Here is a 20949-nt window from a genome sequence, read left to right as displayed (position 1 = left end):
GGCCACGGCCCGCCCTATTATGCTTTTAGCCCAGCTTGCTCTGCTCCAAAGCCTCGCGCTGGTGCGCCAGCAATTCCCCGATGCCCTTCCCGGCCAATACCAACATCGCGTCGAGTTCCTCGCGGCGGAAGGCGTGGCCCTCGGCGGTGCCCTGCACTTCGATATACGCCCCGGCGTCGTTCATCACCACGTTCATATCGGTCTCGGCCTCGCAATCCTCCTTGTAATCGAGGTCCAGCACCGGCGCGCCCTTGTAGATGCCCACCGACACCGAGGCGATCTGCCCGTGGATGGGATTGACCTTGAGCCGCCGCTGCTTGAGCAAATGGCGCACGGCCAGGCTCAAAGCCACGAAACCGCCGGTGATGGACGCGGTGCGGGTGCCGCCGTCGGCCTGGATCACGTCGCAATCGATGGTGACGGTGCGCTCGCCCAAGGCTTCCAAATCCAAGGCGGCCCGCAGCGAACGGCCAATCAGGCGCTGGATTTCCATGGTGCGCCCGGCTTGCTTGCCCTTGGCGGCTTCGCGGCCAGTGCGTTCGTGGGTGGCGCGGGGCAACATGCCATATTCGGCGGTGATCCAACCACCGCCCTTGCCCTTGAGGAAGGGCGGCACCCGGTCCTCGATGCTGGCGGTGCAAATGACGCGGGTATCGCCGAACTCGACCAGGACCGAGCCTTCGGCGTGCTTGGTGTAATGGCAGGTCAGGGCGATTTTCCTCAGTTCGTCGGGTTGGCGGCCGCTCGGTCTCATGGTGGTTGCTCGCTTAACGGAAAGCGGGGCAGTATACCCGGAATATCCCCGCCCTGCCCTTGGTGGGCGTCATAGGCATCCAGGAACCCGCTTTATGCTCCTCAAACACAAGCTTTACGTGCTGTCTTTCGCGCTGTTGGGCCTCACCGCCCCGGTGGCCTATCAAATCGACCGGATGGCGATGTCCTTGCCGCGCTTGGACGGCGAAATCCGTATTCCCGGACTCTCCGGCCCGGTGACGGTGGAAGCCGACGCCAAGGCCATCCCCACCGTGACCGCGCCCATCCGCGAGGACGCCCAGCGGGCCTTGGGCTATCTCCACGCCCGCGACCGGCTGTTCCAGATGGATTTGATGCGGCGCAAGTCGGCGGGACGGCTGGCGGAAATCTTCGGCGAAAAAGCGCTGCCGGTGGACCTGGCCCAGCGGGTCTACGAGTTCCAACGCACCGCCCAGGCCATCGCCGCCCACCTGCCACCGGACCAACAAGCGGCGCTCGCGGCCTATGCCCAGGGCGTCAACGCCTATATCGCCGGTGCCCAGGAATTCCCGCCCGAATTCCGGGTGCTGCGCTACCGTCCCGAACCCTGGCAGGCGGCGGATAGCCTGTTGGTGGCGTTGGGGATGTTCCAGACCCTCAGCGACCAGGAAACCGAGGAACGCATGCTGACCACGATGGCGCGGCTGTTGCCGCCCGAGGTGGTGGCCTTCCTGACCCCCGACACCGACGAATACACCCGGCCCTTGCTGGGCGGCGCGGGCAGCCACCGACCCGCCCAGCCGGTGCCGGTCGCCGCCATCGCCCACTTGCTCGAAGCCAACGCGGGGCGGAATCCGCCGCTCGCCGCCGTGGGACCGGAACCGCCCGATATCGGCTCCAACAACTGGGCGGTCGGGGGCCGGAAAACCGCCGATGGCCGCGCCCTGGTCGCCAACGATATGCACCTGCCGCTGGGCGTGCCGAATGTCTGGTACCGCGCCCGGCTGCGCTATGGCGAAGTGGATATTTCCGGCGTCACCCTGCCCGGCGCCCCGCCCATCGTCGTGGGCAGCAACGGCCATATCGCCTGGGGTTTCACCAATATCGAGGGCGATTTCCTCGACCTGGTGCGGCTGGAAATCAACCCGGCCAATGCGGATGAATACCGGACCCCGGAAGGCTGGCGGCGCTTCGAGACCCGCCAGGAAACCCTCCAGGTCAAGGACGGCCCGCCCGTCCCGGTGACGCTGAAAAGCACGCTGTGGGGTCCGGTGTCCCCGGCTCCCCTCCTGGGCGATCCGGTCGCCATCCATTGGAACGCGCTCGACCCGCAAGCCGTGAACCTGGGGCTGATCGACATGGACCGGGCCACGACCCTGGAGCACGCCATGGCGCTCCTGAACCGCACCGGCTCGCCCCCGCAAAACGTGGTGCTGGCCGACGCGGACGGCCATATCGCCTGGACCTATATGGGCTATTACCCGAAGCGGGTCGGACTGGATGGCAGCGTGGCCGAATCCTGGGCCAAGCCCGGCGTCGGCTGGGACGGCTATATCCCGCCGGAGCAATTGCCGCGGCTGATCGATCCGCCGGAGGGCTTCATCGCCACCGCCAACAGCCGCACCCTGGGCAAGGATTACCCCTACATCATCGGCCATGGTTTCGCCAATGGCTACCGCGCCTACCGCATCGCGGAACAACTCCGCGCCAAGCCGCTGTGGTCGGAAGCCGATTTGCTCGGCCTGCAATTGGATACCACCAGCGGCTTCTACGAGTTCTACCGCGAGTTGGCGCTGGCAACCCTGGACGAGGCGGCGCTGAAATCCGATCCGGCCCTGGCGGACGCCAAGGCGGCGATCCAGGCCTGGGATGGACGGCTGGCCCCGGACAGCCTCGGAATCGGCTTGTTGATCAATTGGCGTTTGGATTTGGCGCAGGCTTTGTTCGCCCCGCTGATGGCGGGCTGCGCCGCCGCCGAGCCCGGTTTCGCCTACCGCTGGCGCGAGCAGGAAACCCCGTTGCGGGCCTGGCTCGCCGGGCGCGCGCCCGACACCCTGCCGGAGCGCCACACGGATTGGCACGGCTTCCTCTTGGACAACCTGAAGCGGAGCGCGGCCAAGCTCTTGGCGGAACATCCAGGGGCCCAACTCGCGGCCTTGCCTTGGGGTGAAATCAACCGGGTGGCGATCCGGCATCCGTTCAGCCGGAGCTTCCCGGCGGCGGGCTTCCTGCTGGACATGCCGGAAACCGCCGGGGCTTGCAATAGCTTCTGCATCAAGGCGCTGAACAACGGCCACGGGGCCAGCGAGCGCATGGCGGTATCGCCCAACCATCCCGAGGCTGGCATCCTGCATATTCCGGGCGGGCAATCGGGGCATCCGCTGTCGCCTTATTACCGCGACCAGGAGCGGGCCTGGGCGGAAGGACGCCCCCTGCCCTTCCTACCGGGGAAAACCGAACACCGGCTGACCCTGGTGCCGGACCGGGCGGGCTGACCCGGCGCGGACTATGGCGCGGTGGGCGCACCCTGGTGGCGGACGTCCATGCCCCGGACCTGGAAAATCACGTATTCCGCGAGATTGGCGGCATGGGCGCCGATGCGCTCCAAGGATTTGATGATGAGGATGACGCTGATGGCGAAGCCGATGTTGCGGGCGTCCTCCATGACATAGGTCATCAAGCGGCGCAATCCGGCCTCGAATTCGTCTTCGAGTTTGTCCTGCTGGGCGATGACCTCGGTCGCCAAATCCTCGCCCAGGAGATCGAACGCCCTCAGCGCATCCTCCACCAGCTCCACCACGAAATCGCCCATGAGATGCACATCCCGGAGCAACTGCGCGTTGGGTTCAGCCCCTTCCTTGCCATAGATGTGCTGGGCGATGGTGGCGATACGCATGGCTTCGTCGCCGATGCGTTCGAGATCGGTGACGCTCTTCGACACCGCCATCACCATGCGCAAATCCCCGCCCATCGGACAGCGCCGGGCGATCAAGCCCAACACCTCGGCATCGGCCTCGACTTCCAGATGATCGATCCGGTTCTCCCTGGGCGCGATGGCCTGGGCCAGGGCCGCATCCTTGTACTTGAGGGCGCGCAAGGCGTCCCTGAGTTGGGCCAGGGCCAAGCCGCCCATTTCCAGCACCTTGAGGTGGATTTGGTTCATTTCGCCGTCGAAGCGGCGCACCGTATGCCCCTCCACCTTGGGTACCGTCGAGGGTTGTTCCTGCCCGTTCATGGATGCCTCCTCAGCCGAAACGCCCGGTGATGTAATCCTCCGTCAACTGATGATGGGGATTGGTGAAGATACGCGCCGTCTCGCCGACCTCGATCAAACGCCCCATATGGAAATAGGCCGTGCGCTGGGACACCCGCGCCGCCTGCTGCATGGAATGGGTCACGATGGCGATGGTGAATTGCGACCGGAGTTCGTCGATCAATTGCTCGATCTTGGCGGTGGCGATGGGATCGAGCGCCGAACAAGGCTCGTCCATCAGGATGACTTCCGGGTTCACGGCGATGGTGCGGGCGATGCACAGCCTTTGCTGCTGGCCGCCGGAGAGGCTGGTGCCGGGCTGGTGCAGATAATCCTTGACCTCGTCCCACAGCCCGGCGCGGCGCAGGGAGGATTCCACGACTTCTTCAAGCTCCACCTTGGACGCCACCAAGCCATGGATGCGCGGCCCATAGGCCACGTTCTCGAAGATGCTCTTGGGGAAGGGGTTGGGCTTTTGGAACACCATGCCGACCTGCGCCCGCAAGGGCACGACATCGACGGTCGGATCGTAGATGTTGCGGCCATCGAGGGTGATTTCACCGGAAACGCGGCAAGCCGGGATGGTGTCGTTCATCCGGTTCAAACACCGGAGGAAGGTGGATTTGCCGCAACCCGAAGGGCCGATCAAGGCGATGACCTCGTTGCGGCCGATGTCCAGGCTGACACCCGAAATCGCCAGCTTCTCGCCGTAGTGGACCTGGACGCCCCGGCATTCGATGCGGGGATTGGGCGAGGTGATTTCGCCCACGGTTTCCGTATATTCACGGTTGAAGGCGACTTCGGAGGGAGTTTTTTCTCTGTTTTTCATTCCTGGCGGCTCTGTTGGAGATACCGATTGTGATACCGAGGTTTTGAGATCGAACAAAGCGTTCATAGCCGTACCGACTTCCATTCGTTGAGGGTCCAGGCGCCGGGATTACCAGCGCCGCTCATAGCGCCGACGCAGATAGACCGCGGCTCCGTTCATCAGGATCAAGAACAGCAACAACACCAGGATGGCCCCCGAGGTGCGTTCGACGAAGGCGCGTTCCGGGCTGTCCGCCCATAGGTAGATTTGCACCGGCAGCACCGTCGAAGGTTCGTTGATGCCTTTGGGAATATCGACGATAAAAGCCACCATGCCGATCATCAGCAGCGGTGCGCTTTCACCCAGGGCGCGGGCCATGCCGATGATGGCCCCGGTCAGCATCCCCGGCATCGCCAAGGGCAGCACATGGTGGAACACCGTCTGCATGGCCGAGGCACCCACGCCCAAGGCGGCTTCCCGCACCGAGGGCGGCACCGACTTCAAGGCCGAGCGCCCGGCGATGATGATGACCGGCAAGGTCATCAAGGCCAGCACCAAGCCGCCGACCAAGGGCGAGGACCGCGGCAGGCCGAAGAAATTGATGAACACCGCGAGCCCGAGCAAGCCGAACACAATCGAGGGCACCGCCGCCAGATTGTTGATATTGACCTCGATTAAATCGGTCCACTGGTTCTGCGGGGCGAATTCCTCCAGATAGATCGCCGCCGCCATGCCGATGGGCAGGGACAGCGCCAGCGTCACCAGCAAGGTGAAGGCCGAACCCATCACCGCGCCCCAAATCCCCGCCGCTTCCGGCTCGCGGGAATCGCCCTTGGTGAAGAAGGTGGTATTGAAGCGGGTTTCGATGCGGTGATCGGCCTTGAGCTTTTCCACCCAGGCCTGTTGACTTTTCAGTTTTTCGTCGGTCTCGGCGGCTTGGGCGTCGAATTGGCCTTTCACCAACATGTCGATGACATCGTCGGCGGGCACCCAAATACGCTCGGTTTTGCCCAGGAGGCTGGGATTGTCCAATAAACGCTGGCGCAATTCCATCGAGGCGGAAGAACTCACCATCCCGTACAAAGCCCGCTTTTGCTTGCGTTCGCCGACCTCGGGGAACAAGGTGCCCAGGCTGGCCTTGAGCAAGGCGTCGTAGTCGGCGGCTTCCAGGATGGCGCGGTCGTGGGTGTTTTCAGGGTCCAGGGTGGCTGGGTCGAAAACCACGTCCAGCGCGATGAAGGTTTGCCGGAACGCGCTATAGCCGTTGCCGATGATGCTACCGAACAGCACGAACAAAAAGCACAGCCCGATGATGATGGAAACCAGCCCATAGGCCCGGAAACGCTGTTCCGCCCGCCGCCGCCGGGCCATGCTGGCCATGACGATATCGACGGTGCGGTTGCGCGGCTGCGAAGGTGCGGGGTTATTCATATTGCTCACGATATTTCCTGACCACATGCAGGGCGACGATGTTAAGCACCAGGGTCAGCAGGAACAACACCAACCCCAGGGCGAAGGCCGCGAGGGTCTTGGGGCTGTCGAATTCCTGGTCGCCCACCAACAGGGTCACGATTTGGGTGGTGACGGTGGTCACCGCTTCGAGGGGATTGGCGGTGAGGTTGGCGGTCAAACCGGCCGCCATCACCACGATCATGGTTTCGCCGATGGCGCGGGACACCGCCAGCAACACCCCGCCGACAATACCGGGCAAGGCGGCCGGCATGACCACCTGGCGGATGGTTTCGGCCTGGGTCGCGCCCAGGGCGTAGGCACCATCCCTCAGCGATTGCGGCACGGCGTTGATGAAATCGTCCGACAGTGAGGACACGAAGGGAATGATCATGATGCCCATGACGAATCCCGCCGCCAGGGCGCTTTCGGAAGAGACCACCAAGCCCAGATGGGCGCCGAGATCGCGCACGAACGGGGCCACCACCAAGGCCGCGAAGAAGCCATAGACCACAGTGGGGATGCCGGCCAGGATTTCCAGCAAGGGCTTGGCGATGGCGCGGAACCTCGACCCGGCGTATTCCGACAGATAAATGGCGGACAACAGCCCGATGGGCACGGCCACCACCATGGCGATGAAGGAAATCAGCAAGGTGCCGGTAATCAAGGGCACCGCGCCGAACGCCCCGGAAGAACCCACCTGGTCGGCCCGGATCGCCATCTGCGGACTCCATTTGAGGCCGAACAAGAATTCGGTGATCGGCACTTTCTGGAAGAAGCGGATCGACTCGAACAACACCGACAGCACGATGCCGATGGTGGTGAAGATCGCCAGCACCGAACAACCGATCAAGAACATCCGCAACACCCGCTCGACCTGGTTGCGGGCGCGATGCTCGCAGGCGATGCGCTGGTAGGCGAAAGCCGCACCGGCCAAGGCCAGGCACACCCCGAGGAGGCTCAGCAGGATGTTGCTGAAGGCGTGGTAGTGTAGATAACGTTCCGCCGCCGCCCGGATGGCCGGATCGGCACCCTCCGCCACCGAGTGGCTCGCCACGTTGCGGATATCGTTGACCAAGAGGCCGAGCCGGTCCGGGTCCGCCGAGCGCATGGATTCGGGCAGGCCGGAAACCACGAGGTCGGTGACCAGCTTGCCCTCGAAGCACAGCCAGAAGAACAACAGCAGCAAGGTCGGGATGCCGCACCACAAGGCCGTGTAATAGCCGTAATAGCTGGGCAGCGAGTGCAGGTTCCGCACGCTGCCGCCCGCCACCGCCAAGGAACGCTTGCGCCCGAGGTGGAAAGCCACCGCGCTCAGCAGCAGCAACAGCACAAGAAAGGTCGATTTCTCCATCCGGTTCGGATTCCTCTTGGATCGCGTGGCCTCAGTGCCGCGCTTCGTTAAGCCCGCAACGAATGCGCCCACCGGCAAAGCGGGAGCGCCGTGGTTCTCGTGGGCGCAAAACGCTGCTTGATAGCAAGCGATTATTACAAGGATATGACAAAGACCGCCCTGCTTGGCGGTACACATCCCCACCCCGGCTTTTTACCAAAGCTTGATGACAAGGCCACTACAACCATAAAGCCAGGGATTTCGCCAATTTTACCCGCTCGGGGATGGATTCGGGGATGCGCGGCAGGGCTTCGAGTTTGCGCAGGCGCGGCAACAGGCCCAGTTTGTTGGCAAGTTGTATGCTCAAACCGGGACGGGCGTTGATTTCCAGCATCATCGGACCGAGGCTTTCGTCCAAGACGATATCGACCCCGATGAAACCCAGCCCGGCCAAATCATGGCAGCGCGCCGTCAAAGACAGGATGTCGTCCCAATAGGGAATCTGGAGACCGGCCAGACAACCGCCGGTGTCGGGATGATGCTCGACTGGGCTTTCGTGCCAAACACCGGAGAAGGTGCAACCCGTGGCGAGGTCGATTCCCACCCCGATGGCCCCTTGGTGCAGGTTGGCCTTGCCGTCCGACAGCCGGGTCGGCAGGCGGATCATCGCCAGCACCGGCACGCCCCGGAACACCAAAGTACGGATATCCGGCACGCCCTGGAAACTCACATGTTCGAAGATAGGATCGAATTTCACCCGGTATTCGATCAGGGCCGAATCCGGCAAGCCGCCCAGGCTATACATACCGCTGAGGATATTGGCGATATGGTGGCCCAGTTCCTCGTCATCGGCCAAGGAGCCATCGGCCTTGCGGTAGCGCCCGCCATGGCGTCCGGCCACGATCATGATGCCCTCGCCGCCGCTGCCATGGGCCGGCTTGACCACGAAATCCTCGTAAGCCCCCAGCAATTCGCCCAGGCGCTCGATCTCATGCACGATCTCGATGGCGGCATAGAGTTCCGGCACCGGAATCCCCGCCGCCATCGCCAGGGTTTTGGTGCGGCGCTTGTCATCGACCAGGGGATAATTGCGGCGCGGGTTATAGGGCAGGATGAAATCGGCGTTGCGCTCATTCAAACCCATGATGCCCAAAGCCCGCAACCGCTGCCAAGGCCAGCGGAATTTCCACGCCACGGCCTAACCCCGCAGCGCGGCCCGGAACCGCCATAGCTCGGTCAGGCGGTAGCCGGTATAACGCCCCAGCAGCAAGGTCAGCGCCAACACCACCAGCAGCAATTCCGGGAACACGAACACCAGATGCCCCAGGAACCGGCTGCTCATGCTGAGATAGCCCAGCGAGGCCACGAACAGACTACCGAAGCCTTGCTTGAGCGCCTCCGCCGGTCCCAATTCCTCCCAGACCAAAGACATGCGCTCAATGGTCATCGCCAGGATCACCATGGGGAACAAGGCCACCGACAAGCCCTTGTCGAAGCCGAGCTTATGGCTGACCAAGCTCACCGCCATCATCAACAGGATGACGATGATCAGCACCGAGGCCAGCCGCGGCACCAACAAGAGCTTGAGATATTCCAGGTAGAAGCGGATCACCAGCCCCAGACCCACCAGCACGCAGAACAGGATCAAGCCCCACAGCAGTTCGGTCTCGCGGAACGCCAAGGCGATCAGGATGGGCATGAAGGTGCCAAAGGTCTTGAGTCCGATCACATTGCGTAGGAACACGATCAAGAACGCCCCCACCGGCACCATCAGCAGCACGCGGTAGACGTTCTGCGTCCCCACCGGCAGGCTGAACATCGAATATTCCATCAGGCGCGACCCCATTTGGCGGGCGCGTTGCTCCGCGACCAGGGTGCGGTCCTGGGTGCGCTCGGTGACGGAATATTCGACCTTGCCGTATTTGCCGCCGACGATATCCAGCACCGGCCCCGCGCCGATATGCCAGATCAAGGCGTCCTTGGGGAAACCGCTTTCCGCCGTCTGCGGATTGAAGGCCCGCCATTGGCTGCCATCGTAGACCTCCAGCCAGGGCGTCAAGGCACCATGGCTGATGCCATCCCGCAGCAGCAGGAGATGGACCGTCCGCGCCGGGATGTTGGCCAAGGCCAGGAGGTTCGCCAAGCGCCGCGCCCAATCCTCGGGCGATTGGATATCCTGCCGGAGCAAGGCGACATTGGGGTCGGTGCCCGGCGCGTTGAGCCGCGATAGCAATTCGCCCGCGAACGAGGCCGAATCCGCCGATTTGCTGCGCACCTCCTCCATCAAGCCCAGCGCCGCCGAGCGGATCAATTCCGGGAATTGCGGATCGCGGGCGGTGGCGGTCGGCAGCAGGGCCACCGCGTCCGGCAGCGGCTGGGCGGTGGGATCGCGGGCCAGATGGATGCGGTAATACAACACCTGATAGCCCTTGCTCTTGCGCACCGCCCATTGCGCCTGGCGGTTCTGGCCGTCGTCCCCGGTGCCCAGCCCGTAATTGCTGGACACGAAATTCTCGTCCACCACGGTATAGCCCTGGGGCTGGCGCGGGATGGAAAACTGCACCTTGATCGGGGTGTCGTGGCGGGCCTTGAATTCGATGCGGGCCTCGACGGTCCACACCTCGGCCTTCTCGGTGGGCAGCAGGGGCAGGCCCAGCCGGGTGACTTTATACCAGCACAGGGAAAGCCCGAGGCCCACCAAGACCAAGGCGAGGATTTTGACGTGCAAGTTCCGCAAGCTGGTTCCGCCCTAGGGTTGGGGATGGCTACTCTTCCTTCTTGCGCTCGGGGGACATCGGCACGGGTGCCGCCCCCCGGCAAGGATCGGTATCGGCCTTGTAGAGAAAGGTCGCGGAGGCATCGACCCAGGCCACATCTTGCAGGAAACTCCGGCCCAGCAACAGCGGATAGTTGAAATTGCTACGGTCGTCCAGGGTGAACTCGGTCTCGTATTCCTTGCCGTTCTTGCACAGCGCGAGCCTGATGACCTCGCGCTTGTCGGAATGCCCGCCATGGGTCTTGACATAGGCCATCCGCACCAAGGGGCGCTCGACCACCAAGGGCTTGCTATCGTCCACGCCGTCCAGGGCGAACCTGACCCATTCCTGCCCACCCTCCTTGGTGAAATGCTCGATGGCGTCGGCATGGAGCGAGGAAGTCTTGGCCCCGGTGTCGAGCTTGGCCGTGACCCGGAGATTCCATGGCCGCAGGAACACCGATTCCAACCAGCCCATGACCAGCTTTTCCCGTACCGGCGGACCGGCCAGGGTGGACACGGGGATCGCGCACAGCGCGGCGACGAGGCCGGCCTGTAGGGATAGGACCAAACGATGCACGGGAGCCTCCATGGGCGTGCCGGGATGGGGAAGGTGGATGGATGCCGTCCGCGTGGATACGGGCGGTGCCTGGGATGCGGCCCCCGCACAGCGCGGAATATCGGGCGGATTGGACGATGGGGATGGCAGCGGACACCTGGGGATATCCCGACAGGTGCCCGGATGGGAATTAGCTTATCAAGCCGGGCCCGGTCAGTTGTCGCGGGGGATGATGAGCCCTTTCTTCTGGCTGGCGTAGTAGGCGGCGACGTCCTTCATCTCCTCATCGGACAGCATGGCGGCGAAACCGGCCATCATGGGATTGCTGCGCTTGCCTGATTTGTAATCTTGCAGCGCCTTGACGATATAGCTCTCGTATTGGCCGGCCAGGCGCGGGAACATCGGGTTGTCGTTGTTGCCGTCCTCGCCATGGCAACCGCCGCAAGCCGCCACCTTGTCCTTGCCCGCCGCCGCGTTGCCGGTGACCGGCAGGGTCACGTTCAACCCCTTGAACTTGGAGACGAAGGCCGCGATATCCTGCATATCCTGCTCGCTCATGCTGGCGGCGTTGCCCAACATGCTGGAATGCTTGCGCTCGCCCTTCTGATAAGCCTCCAGCGCGGCGACCACATAATCGGCGTGCTGCCCGCCCAACCGCGGCACATGGTAGGTCGGATAGGCATTGGTGGAACTCTCCACGCCATGGCAACCCTCGCAGGTATAGTATTTCTTCTTCCCCGCTTCGGGATCGCCCGCCGCCTGGGACACGGACAGGATCGAGGACCCAAACAAACCCGCGACCAGCAGGCTCCATAAGACTTTTTTCTTCATTCTGCGTGCTCCAAGAAGCTAATAAGCTTTGAATCTGGCGACATCCGCGCAGTGGGTGTCCAACCCGGACACAGCAAAAACCCGGCGGGAACCGGGTGTCTGGCGCGGGATGCGCGGGGAAATCAGGGAAGCGCATATATTAACGGCTGGGTCGGATTTGACAATCCAAAATTCCCTTACCCAGGGCCGGGAAAATAGTGTGTCTCCCGGCCCTGCCACCGTCATTCCATGCTGGTGCTGAAGGCTTGCTTCAATTGCTCCTCGACATCGCCGGCGTCGAGGGTCGGCGCGGCCTCGGCTTCGCCCTCGCCCAGTTTGGCCCGGCGCTTGCGGTCCAGGTGATAGGCGAGGCCGGTGCCCGCCGGGATCAAGCGACCCACGATGACGTTTTCCTTGAGGCCCAACAACTTGTCGCTGAGGCCGCGGATCGCCGCCTCGGTGAGGACGCGGGTGGTTTCCTGGAACGAAGCCGCCGAGATGAAGGATTCGGTGGACAGCGACGCCTTGGTGATACCCAACAGCACCGGCTCGTAGCAGGCCGGAATCTTGCCCTCGGCCTCGACCCGGTCGTTTTCTTCCAGCATACGGGAACGGTCCACCTGCTCGCCCTTGAGGAAGCCGGTGTCGCCCGCGTCGGTGATTTCCACCTTGCGCAGCATCTGGCGGATGATGACCTCGATATGCTTATCGTTGATCTTCACGCCTTGCAGCCGGTAAACGTCCTGGATTTCCTTGACCAGATAGGACGAGAGTTCCGCCACGCCCCTGAGGCGCAGGATATCGTGCGGGGTCAGATCGCCCTCGGCGATGGTTTCGCCCTGCTCGACATGCTCGCCCTCGAACACGGTGATATGCCGCCATTTCGGGATCAAGACCTCGTGCTGCTCGCCGTGGCTGTCGGTGACGACCACGCGGCGCTTGCCCTTGGTTTCCTTGCCGAAACTGATGGTGCCGGAAGCTTCCGCCAGGATCGCCGGGTCCTTGGTCTTACGGGCCTCGAACAAATCGGCCACCCGCGGCAGACCGCCGGTGATGTCGCGGGTCTTGCTGGATTCTTGCGGAATCCTCGCCAACACGTCGCCGACCTCCACCGGGCCACCGTCGGTGATACCGATGATCGCGCCGGCCGGAAGGAAATATTGGGCGGCGATCTCGGTGGACGGGATGCGGATATCGTTGCCGTGTTCGTCCACCAACTTGACCATGGGCCGTAAATCCTTACCCATGCCGCCGCGCTGTTTCGGGTCGATGATCACCATGGAACTCAGGCCGGTGACTTCGTCCGATTGCTCGCGCACGGTCACGCCCTCGATGAAATCCACCAATTTGGCGACGCCCTTCACCTCGGTGACCACCGGATGGGTATGCGGATCCCAGTTGACCACGATTTGGCCGGCCCGGACCCGGTCATCGTTACGCACGGTCGACACAGCGCCGTAGGGAATCTTGTAGCGCTCGCGCTCGCGGCCATGTTCGTCGATCACGCTGACCTCGCCAGAACGGGAGACGGCGACCAAGTTGCCGTCCTTGTTCTCCACGGTCTTGAGGTTGGTCAGCTTGATGGTACCCGCCGATTTCACCTCCACGTTGCTGATGGCGGCGGAACGCGAAGCCGCGCCGCCGATGTGGAAAGTACGCATGGTGAGCTGGGTGCCCGGCTCGCCGATGGACTGGGCCGCGATGACGCCGATGGCTTCGCCGCTGTTGACCTTGTGACCCCGGCCCAGGTCGCGCCCGTAGCAGGAGGCGCACACGCCGTAGCGGGTCCGGCAGGTGATCACCGAACGCACCCGGACATTGTCCACGCTGTGGGTTTCCAACAGGGCCACGGCGTTTTCGTCGAGCATGGAACCCGCGGGCAAAATCATTTCATCGGGGCGGGCCGGACTATAGATGTCCTCGGCCAGCACCCGGCCCAGTACCCGCTCGGCCAAAGGCTCGACCACGTCGCCGCCTTCGATCAAGGGCGACATCAACAAGCCATCGACGGTGCCGCAATCGTCCTCGGTGATGACCAAGTCCTGGGCCACGTCCACCAGGCGGCGGGTCAGATAACCCGAGTTGGCGGTCTTCAAGGCCGTGTCGGCCAAGCCCTTCCGGGCGCCGTGGGTGGAGATGAAGTACTGCAATACGTCGAGACCCTCGCGGAAGTTCGCGGTGATCGGGGTTTCGATGATGGAGCCGTCCGGCTTGGCCATCAGGCCGCGCATCCCGGCCAGCTGGCGGATCTGGGCGGCGGAACCACGCGCCCCGGAATCGGCCATCATGAAAATGGAGTTGAACGATTTCTGGTGGGTTTCGGTGCCATCGAGCAAAGTTACCGGCTCGGTACCCAAACCTTCCATCATCGCCTTCGCCACCTGATCGTTGGCGTGCGACCAAATATCCACGACCTTGTTATAGCGCTCGCCATCGGTCACGAGGCCGGAAGCGTACTGGTTCTGGATTTCCTTCACCTCCTGCTCGGCAAGGTAGATGATATCTTCCTTGGCCTTGGGAATCGCCATGTCGTTGATGCCGAAGGACACCCCGGCGCGGGTCGCGTTGGAGAACCCCAGGTACATCAACTGGTCCGCAAACACCACCGTGGCCTTGATGCCCAGGGTGCGATAGGAATAGTTGATGAGCTTGGAGATGTTCTTCTTGGTCATGTCGGTGTTGATCATTTCGAAGGGAATCCCCTCCGGAACGATGGTCCAGATGATGGCGCGGCCCACCGTGGTTTCGACCCGCTTCAAGCCCTTGACCTTTTCGCCGTTCTCGTCGGTCCAGACCATTTTGTTAAGGCGTACCTGCACCTTGGCCTGGATATCGACCGCCTTGTTCTGCATGGCGCGTTGGGCTTCGGCCACATCGGAGAAGATCATGCCGGTACCCTTGGCATCCAACCGCTCGCGGCTCATGAAGTACAAACCTAGCACCACGTCCTGGGTCGGGTTGATGATGGGTTCGCCGTTGGCCGGGGACAGGATGTTGTTGGTCGCCATCATCAAGGTGCGGGCTTCCAACTGCGCTTCCAGCGACAAGGGAACGTGTACCGCCATCTGGTCGCCGTCGAAGTCGGCGTTGAAGGCGGTACAGACCAGCGGGTGCAACTGGATGGCCTTGCCTTCGACCAGGGTCGGCTCGAACGCCTGGATACCCAGACGGTGCAGGGTCGGAGCGCGGTTCAGCATCACCGGATGTTCGCGGATCACCTCGTCCAGGATGTCCCAGACCTCCGCGCTTTCCTTTTCCACCATCTTCTTGGCGGCTTTGATGGTCGTCGCGAGGCCGCGGAATTGCAGCTTGCTGAAGATGAACGGCTTGAACAATTCCAGCGCCATCTTCTTGGGCAAACCGCACTGATGGAGCTTCAGGGTCGGACCCACCACGATCACGGAACGACCGGAATAGTCCACGCGCTTGCCCAAGAGGTTCTGGCGGAACCGGCCCTGCTTGCCCTTGATCATATCGGCCAGGGACTTGAGCGGGCGCTTGTTGGAGCCGGTGATGGCGCGGCCACGGCGACCGTTGTCCAGCAGCGCATCGACCGCTTCTTGCAGCATGCGCTTTTCGTTGCGGACGATGATGTCCGGCGCGTTGAGGTCCAGCAGCCGCTTCAAACGGTTGTTGCGGTTGATGACACGGCGATAAAGATCATTGAGGTCGGAAGTCGCGAAGCGGCCACCATCCAGCGGCACCAGGGGACGCAGTTCCGGCGGCAACACCGGCAGCACGGTCAGGATCATCCACTCGGGACGGTTCTCCGACCAGATCAAGGACTCGATGGCCTTGAGGCGCTTGGTGTGCTTCTTGATCTTGGTTTCGGAATTGGTCGCGTCGATTTCCTCGCGCAGACGGGACACCTCGGCCTGCAAATCCATGGTCTTGAGCATTTCATGGATGGCTTCCGCCCCCATCTTGGCGACAAATTCCTCGCCATGCTGCTGGCTGGCCTGCTGGAATTCCTCCTCGGTCAGCAATTGCGCCCGGATCAGCGGGGTCATGCCGGGGTCGATCACCACATAGGATTCGAAATACAGCACGCGCTCGATTTCGCGGAGGGTCATGTCGAGCAACAAGGCGATGCGCGAAGGCAGCGACTTCAAAAACCAGATATGCGCGACCGGGCTGGCCAATTCGATATGGCCCATGCGTTCGCGGCGGACCTTCTGCAAGGTGACTTCGACCCCGCATTTTTCGCAGATGACGCCACGGTGCTTGAGGCGCTTGTACTTGCCGCACAAGCATTCGTAGTCGCTGACCGGCCCGAAAATCTTGGCGCAGAACAAGCCGTCGCGCTCCGGCTTGAAGGTGCGGTAGTTGATCGTTTCCGGCTTCTTGACTTCGCCATAGGACCAGGAACGGATCATATCGGGCGAGGCCAGGCTGATACGGATGCTGTCGAATTCTTCCGTCTGGTTCTGGCGCTTCAGGAAATTAATAAGATCTTTCACGGACACTCTCCCAATCTGGATCGCGTCCCACCCGACGGGCGGGACGCGGCTTACGATTTATTCCTGTTCCAACTCGATGTTGATGCCCAACGACCGGATTTCCTTGATCAGCACGTTAAAGGACTCGGGCATGGCCGCCTCCATCTTATGGTCGCCATCCACAATGTTCTTGTAGATTTTGGTGCGTCCGGAGGTATCGTCCGACTTCACGGTCAACATTTCCTGCAAGGTATAGGCGGCACCATAGGCTTCCAACGCCCAGACTTCCATCTCACCGAAGCGCTGGCCACCGAACTGCGCCTTGCCGCCCAAGGGCTGCTGGGTCACGAGGCTGTAAGGTCCAGTGGAACGGGCGTGCATCTTGTCATCGACCAGATGGTTCAATTTGAGCATGTACATACAGCCCACGGTCACATCGCGCTCGAACTGCTCGCCGGTACGGCCATCGAACAACTTGGTCTGGCCACTTTCGGGAAGATCGGCCAAGGCCAACATGCTCTTGATATTGGCCTCGTTGGCACCGTCGAATACCGGGGTCGCCATCGGCACGCCGCGGCGCAGGTTGCTGGCAAGTTCCACGATTTCGGCGTCGGTCAGGGAATCCAAATCCTCGGTATTGCCGCTGCTGTTGTAAATATCGTGCAGGAACTTGCGGACTTCATCGACATGGCGCTTGGCATCCAACATCCTGCCGATCTTGAGACCCAAGCCGCGTGCCGCCCAACCCAAATGGGTTTCCAGCACCTGCCCCACGTTCATACGCGAGGGCACGCCCAGCGGGTTCAGCACGATATCGACCGGGGTACCGTCGGCGGAATACGGCATATCCTCCACCGGCACGATCTGCGAAATCACACCCTTGTTGCCATGGCGTCCGGCCATCTTGTCGCCCGGCTGGATGCGCCGCTTGACCGCCAGATAGACCTTCACCATCTTCAACACGCCGGGCGGCAAGTCGTCGCCCATGGCGATCTTGCGTTTCTTCTCTTCCAGGCGCTTGTTCATTTCCTCGCGCTGCTGGGCGATCTGCTCGGCGATGGTTTCGAGTTGGACGTTGATGTCCTCTTCCTTGACGCGGATTTCCAGCCATTGCGCCGGTTTCATGCCTTCCAGGTATTCGGCGCTGATGGTTTCGCCGGAGCGCAGGCGGTTCGGGCCTTTCTCGGCGATCTTGCCCAGCAGCATTTGTTCGACACGCTGGTAGAAGTCCTTTTCGATAATGCGTAGCTGGTCGTTCAGGTCTTTCTTGACCTTCTCGATCTCGGCCTGCTCGATCTGCTTGGCGCGCTCGTCCTTCTTGACGCCGTCGCGAGTGAAGACCTGCACATCGATGACGGTGCCGTCCATGCCGGAAGGCACGCGCAGGGAGGTGTCCTTCACATCGGAAGCCTTCTCGCCGAAGATGGCGCGAAGCAGTTTTTCTTCCGGGGTCAACTGGGTTTCGCCTTTGGGCGTGACCTTGCCGACCAGGATATCGCCCGCCTTCACCTCGGCCCCGATATAAACGATGCCGGATTCGTCCAGCTTGGCCAGGGCGGCCTCGCCGACGTTGGGAATATCCGCCGTGATTTCTTCCGGCCCCAACTTGGTGTCACGGGCCACGCAGGATTTTTCCTCGATGTGGATGGTAGTGAAGCGATCATCCTGCACCACGCGCTCGGAAATCAGGATCGAGTCCTCGAAGTTGTAGCCATTCCAGGGCATAAACGCGACCAGGAGGTTCTGACCCAGCGCCAATTCGCCCATGTCGGTCGAAGGCCCATCGGCCAGGATATCGCCCCGCGCCACCTTGTCGCCCGGTTTCACCAAGGGCCGCTGATTGATACAGGTGTTCTGGTTGGAACGGGTGTACTTGGTCAGGTTGTAAATATCGACGCCCGGCACGCCCGCCTCGGTCTCGTCGTCGTTGACGCGGACCACGATGCGGCTGGCATCCAGGAATTCGATCACGCCGCCGCGCTTGGCGACCACGGTCACGCCGGAGTCGCGGGCCACGATGCGCTCCATGCCGGTCCCGACCAGCGGCTTTTCGGTGCGCAGGGTCGGCACCGCTTGGCGCTGCATGTTGGAACCCATCAAGGCGCGGTTGGCGTCGTCGTGTTCCAAGAACGGAATCAGCGAAGCCGCCACCGACACGATCTGCTTGGACGACACGTCCATATAGTTGATCTTGTCGGCGGTCGAAAGGGTGAACTCGTCCTGATGGCGGCAAGACACCAAATCGTCCACCAAGCGGCCATCCTCGCCCATCCTGGCGCTGGCCTGGGCGATCCAATACTTGCCCTCCTCGATGGCCGACAGATATTCGATCTCGTTGCTCACCACGCCATCAACCACTTTGCGGTAAGGCGTTTCCAGAAAGCCATACTCGTTAGTCCGCGCATACACGGCCAGCGAGTTGATAAGACCGATGTTCGGACCTTCAGGCGTTTCGATGGGGCAGACGCGGCCATAGTGGGTGGTATGTACGTCGCGCACCTCGAAACCGGCCCGCTCGCGGGCCAGACCACCCGGACCCAGGGCCGAAACCCGGCGCTTGTGGGTCACTTCCGACAGCGGGTTGTTCTGGTCCATGAACTGCGACAGTTGGCTGGAACCGAAAAACTCCTTGATCGAGGCGGCCACCGGCTTGGCGTTGATGATTTCCTGTGGCATCAGGCTTTCGGCGTCGGCCAGCGACAAACGCTCCTTCACGGCGCGTTCCACACGGACCAGTCCCAGGCGGAACTGGTTTTCCACCATCTCGCCCACCGAGCGCACACGGCGGTTGCCGAGATGATCGATGTCATCGACCGTGCCGATGCCGTTGCGGATATTGATGAGTTCGCGCAGCACATCGATGATGTCGTCCTTGGTCAGGACGCCGGGCCCCACGATTTCGGGACGGCCCAGGCGGCGGTTGAACTTCATGCGGCCTACCGCCGACAAGTCGTAGCGGTCCGCCGAGAAGAACAAGTTGTCGAACAACACCTGCGCGGCTTCCTTGGCCGGAGGCTCGCCCGGACGCATCATGCGGTAGATTTCGACCAAGGCATCGAGTTGGGACTCGGTCGCATCGATCCGCATGGCGTTGGAAATATAGGGGCCGCGATCCAAGTCGTTGACAAACAAGGTATCGACGCTTCCCACGCCAGACGCCATGATCCGGCTCAGCATATCGTCGGTCAGTTCGTCATTGACCCTGGCGACCAATTCGCCGGTGGCGGGCGCGACGATATTCTGGGCCAGAATCTTGCCGTGCAGATATTCACGGGGCACTTCGAGTTGCTTGGTACCCGCCTTTTCCATCTGGCGGATATGGCGTGCGGTGATACGGTGCGCCTTTTCCACCAAAACCTTGCCGTCGATCACGATATCGAAGCTGGCGATATCGCCACGCAGACGGTCGGGAATCAATTCCAGGAATATCTGGTCCTGGCTGAAACTAAAACGGTTGGTATCGAAGAACAGCCTGATAATTTCTTCGTTGCCATAACCCAAGGCCCGTAACAATACCGTGGCCGGCAGTTTACGGCGGCGGTCGATGCGGACGTAGACGCAATCCTTGTGGTCGAATTCGAAATCCAACCAAGAACCGCGGTAGGGAATGATCCGGGCATTGAACAGCAGTTTTCCGGAAGAATGGGTTTTGCCACGGTCGTGGTCGAAAAATACCCCAGGGGAACGATGCAGTTGGGAAACAATCACCCGCTCGGTGCCATTAATTACGAAGGTACCGGTATCGGTCATGAGCGGGATTTCGCCCATGTAGATTTCCTGTTCTTTAATATCCTTGATCACCTTGGCATTGGCGGGTGCTTCCTTATCGTAAATCACCAAGCGCACCAACACCCGCAGCGGTGCCGCGTAATTGGCCCCGCGCTGCTGGCATTCCTTGACATCGAAAATCGGTTCCCCCAGCCAATAATTCACATATTCGAGTACCGCATGGCCCGAGTGGCTTTCGATGGGGAATACGGATTTCAGCGCAGCATGCAAGCCCTCATCGATCCGCTTGCTCGGCATCGCATCGATCTGCAAAAACCGCTTGTAAGAATCTACTTGAGTTGTTAAAAGATAGGGGACTTCAAGTACATCGCGACGCTTGCCAAAACTGTTACGGATGCGCTTTTTTTCGGTAAAAGAATAGGCCATAGTGGTTCCTTACCTTGGGGATTCAAACGAAATTACCACGGCGTCTATCTGGAGCCTCGAAGCTCGGATAACCATTCCCATGTAGACATAGGACGCGGCTGGGAATTCTGTAGGGATAACGGACCGGACTGGTCAAAGCCAGATACACCGCTCCCGGAATAACTGTAAAATCATAATATTCGCAACGCGGAAAGGCCGGCAGCGGAACGCTGCCAGCCTTGAACCGGCGTTCTTGCTGGAACCAGGGGTCAATTACTTAATATTGACCGTGGCGCCCGCTTCAACCAGTTGCTTCTTGATGCTCTCGGCGTCGGCCTTGCTCACAGCTTCCTTCACGGTGGAAGGCACGCCTTCGACCAAATCCTTCGCTTCCTTCAGGCCCAGGCCGGTAATGGTGCGGATGACCTTGATCACATTGACCTTGTTTTCGCCGAAGCTGGTCATGATCACGTCGAACTCGGTCTGTTCTTCGACCGGAGCCGCCGCTGCCGCCGGAGCCGCAGCCACCGCGACCGCCGCCGCGGCGGAAACGCCGAACTTTTCTTCCATGGCGGAAATCAATTCCACCACTTCCATTACCGTCATATTGGCAATGGTTTCCAGGATTTCGTCTTTAGATACTGCCATCGATCTGCTCCAAAATTTAACTTTCGATA

Annotated in this window: 13 protein-coding genes; 1 reads left to right on the top strand and 12 read right to left on the bottom strand. The window is 61.6% G+C overall.

From position 1 onward, the window contains the following. Window positions 1–25 precede the first annotated feature (25 nt). The gene (gene rph, locus B9N93_RS04250; RefSeq protein ID WP_085211182.1) at window positions 26–754 is read right to left on the bottom strand and encodes a ribonuclease PH; all 729 of its coding nucleotides are present in this window, start codon (window positions 752–754) and stop codon (window positions 26–28) included. A gap of 94 nt (window positions 755–848) precedes the next feature. Between rph and B9N93_RS04245 the strand changes: the two genes are divergently transcribed. Beyond that, a complete protein-coding gene (locus B9N93_RS04245; RefSeq protein ID WP_085211180.1) occupies window positions 849–3227 on the top strand; it encodes a penicillin acylase family protein in 2379 nt (792 codons plus the stop codon). Between the two features lie 11 nt (window positions 3228–3238). Here the strand turns inward: B9N93_RS04245 and phoU are convergent, their stop codons facing one another. From phoU to rplL, 11 genes are all read right to left on the bottom strand, one after another. Beyond that, window positions 3239–3967 carry a phosphate signaling complex protein PhoU gene (gene phoU, locus B9N93_RS04240; RefSeq protein ID WP_085211178.1) on the bottom strand — a complete coding sequence of 243 codons (729 nt, stop codon included), beginning with the start codon at window positions 3965–3967 and terminating at the stop codon, window positions 3239–3241. Between the two features lie 10 nt (window positions 3968–3977). Further along, window positions 3978–4814, bottom strand: coding sequence for a phosphate ABC transporter ATP-binding protein PstB (gene pstB / locus B9N93_RS04235; RefSeq protein WP_254899333.1), 837 nt, complete (start codon window positions 4812–4814; stop codon window positions 3978–3980). Window positions 4815–4922: 108 nt separating this feature from the next. Further along, the gene (gene pstA, locus B9N93_RS04230; protein ID WP_085211174.1) at window positions 4923–6224 is read right to left on the bottom strand and encodes a phosphate ABC transporter permease PstA; all 1302 of its coding nucleotides are present in this window, start codon (window positions 6222–6224) and stop codon (window positions 4923–4925) included. After that, window positions 6217–7596, bottom strand: coding sequence for a phosphate ABC transporter permease subunit PstC (gene pstC, locus B9N93_RS04225; protein ID WP_085211172.1), 1380 nt, complete (start codon window positions 7594–7596; stop codon window positions 6217–6219). Before pstC ends, pstA begins: the two co-directional genes overlap by 8 nt. 217 nt (window positions 7597–7813) lie before the next feature. Further along, complete coding sequence (locus B9N93_RS04220) at window positions 7814–8770, bottom strand: alpha-L-glutamate ligase-like protein (protein WP_085211170.1); 957 nt, start codon at window positions 8768–8770, stop codon at window positions 7814–7816. A 3-nt stretch (window positions 8771–8773) separates the two neighbouring features. Beyond that, window positions 8774–10312 (bottom strand): inactive transglutaminase family protein, encoded by a 1539-nt coding sequence (locus tag B9N93_RS04215; protein ID WP_085211168.1) that lies wholly within the window; start codon window positions 10310–10312, stop codon window positions 8774–8776. A 28-nt stretch (window positions 10313–10340) separates the two neighbouring features. Beyond that, window positions 10341–10910: an ATP-dependent zinc protease family protein gene (locus tag B9N93_RS04210; protein WP_254899332.1), complete on the bottom strand. Its 570-nt coding sequence runs from the start codon at window positions 10908–10910 to the stop codon at window positions 10341–10343. A gap of 192 nt (window positions 10911–11102) precedes the next feature. Next, on the bottom strand, window positions 11103–11720 hold the full coding sequence (locus B9N93_RS04205; RefSeq protein WP_085211164.1) for a c-type cytochrome: 618 nt from the start codon (window positions 11718–11720) through the stop codon (window positions 11103–11105). A gap of 221 nt (window positions 11721–11941) precedes the next feature. Then, window positions 11942–16147 carry a DNA-directed RNA polymerase subunit beta' gene (gene rpoC / locus B9N93_RS04200; RefSeq protein ID WP_085216164.1) on the bottom strand — a complete coding sequence of 1402 codons (4206 nt, stop codon included), beginning with the start codon at window positions 16145–16147 and terminating at the stop codon, window positions 11942–11944. Between the two features lie 69 nt (window positions 16148–16216). Further along, entirely contained in the window at window positions 16217–20293 is a 4077-nt protein-coding gene (rpoB, locus tag B9N93_RS04195; protein WP_085211162.1) for a DNA-directed RNA polymerase subunit beta, read from the bottom strand. A gap of 252 nt (window positions 20294–20545) precedes the next feature. Further along, on the bottom strand, window positions 20546–20920 hold the full coding sequence (gene rplL / locus B9N93_RS04190; RefSeq protein ID WP_085211160.1) for a 50S ribosomal protein L7/L12: 375 nt from the start codon (window positions 20918–20920) through the stop codon (window positions 20546–20548). Window positions 20921–20949 lie beyond the last annotated feature (29 nt).

This window comes from Methylomagnum ishizawai (assembly GCF_900155475.1).
Classification (GTDB): Bacteria; Pseudomonadota; Gammaproteobacteria; order Methylococcales; family Methylococcaceae; genus Methylomagnum; species Methylomagnum ishizawai_A.
The sequence above is the reverse complement of the archived record's forward strand: the minus strand, read 5'-3'. Positions and strand labels throughout refer to the sequence as shown.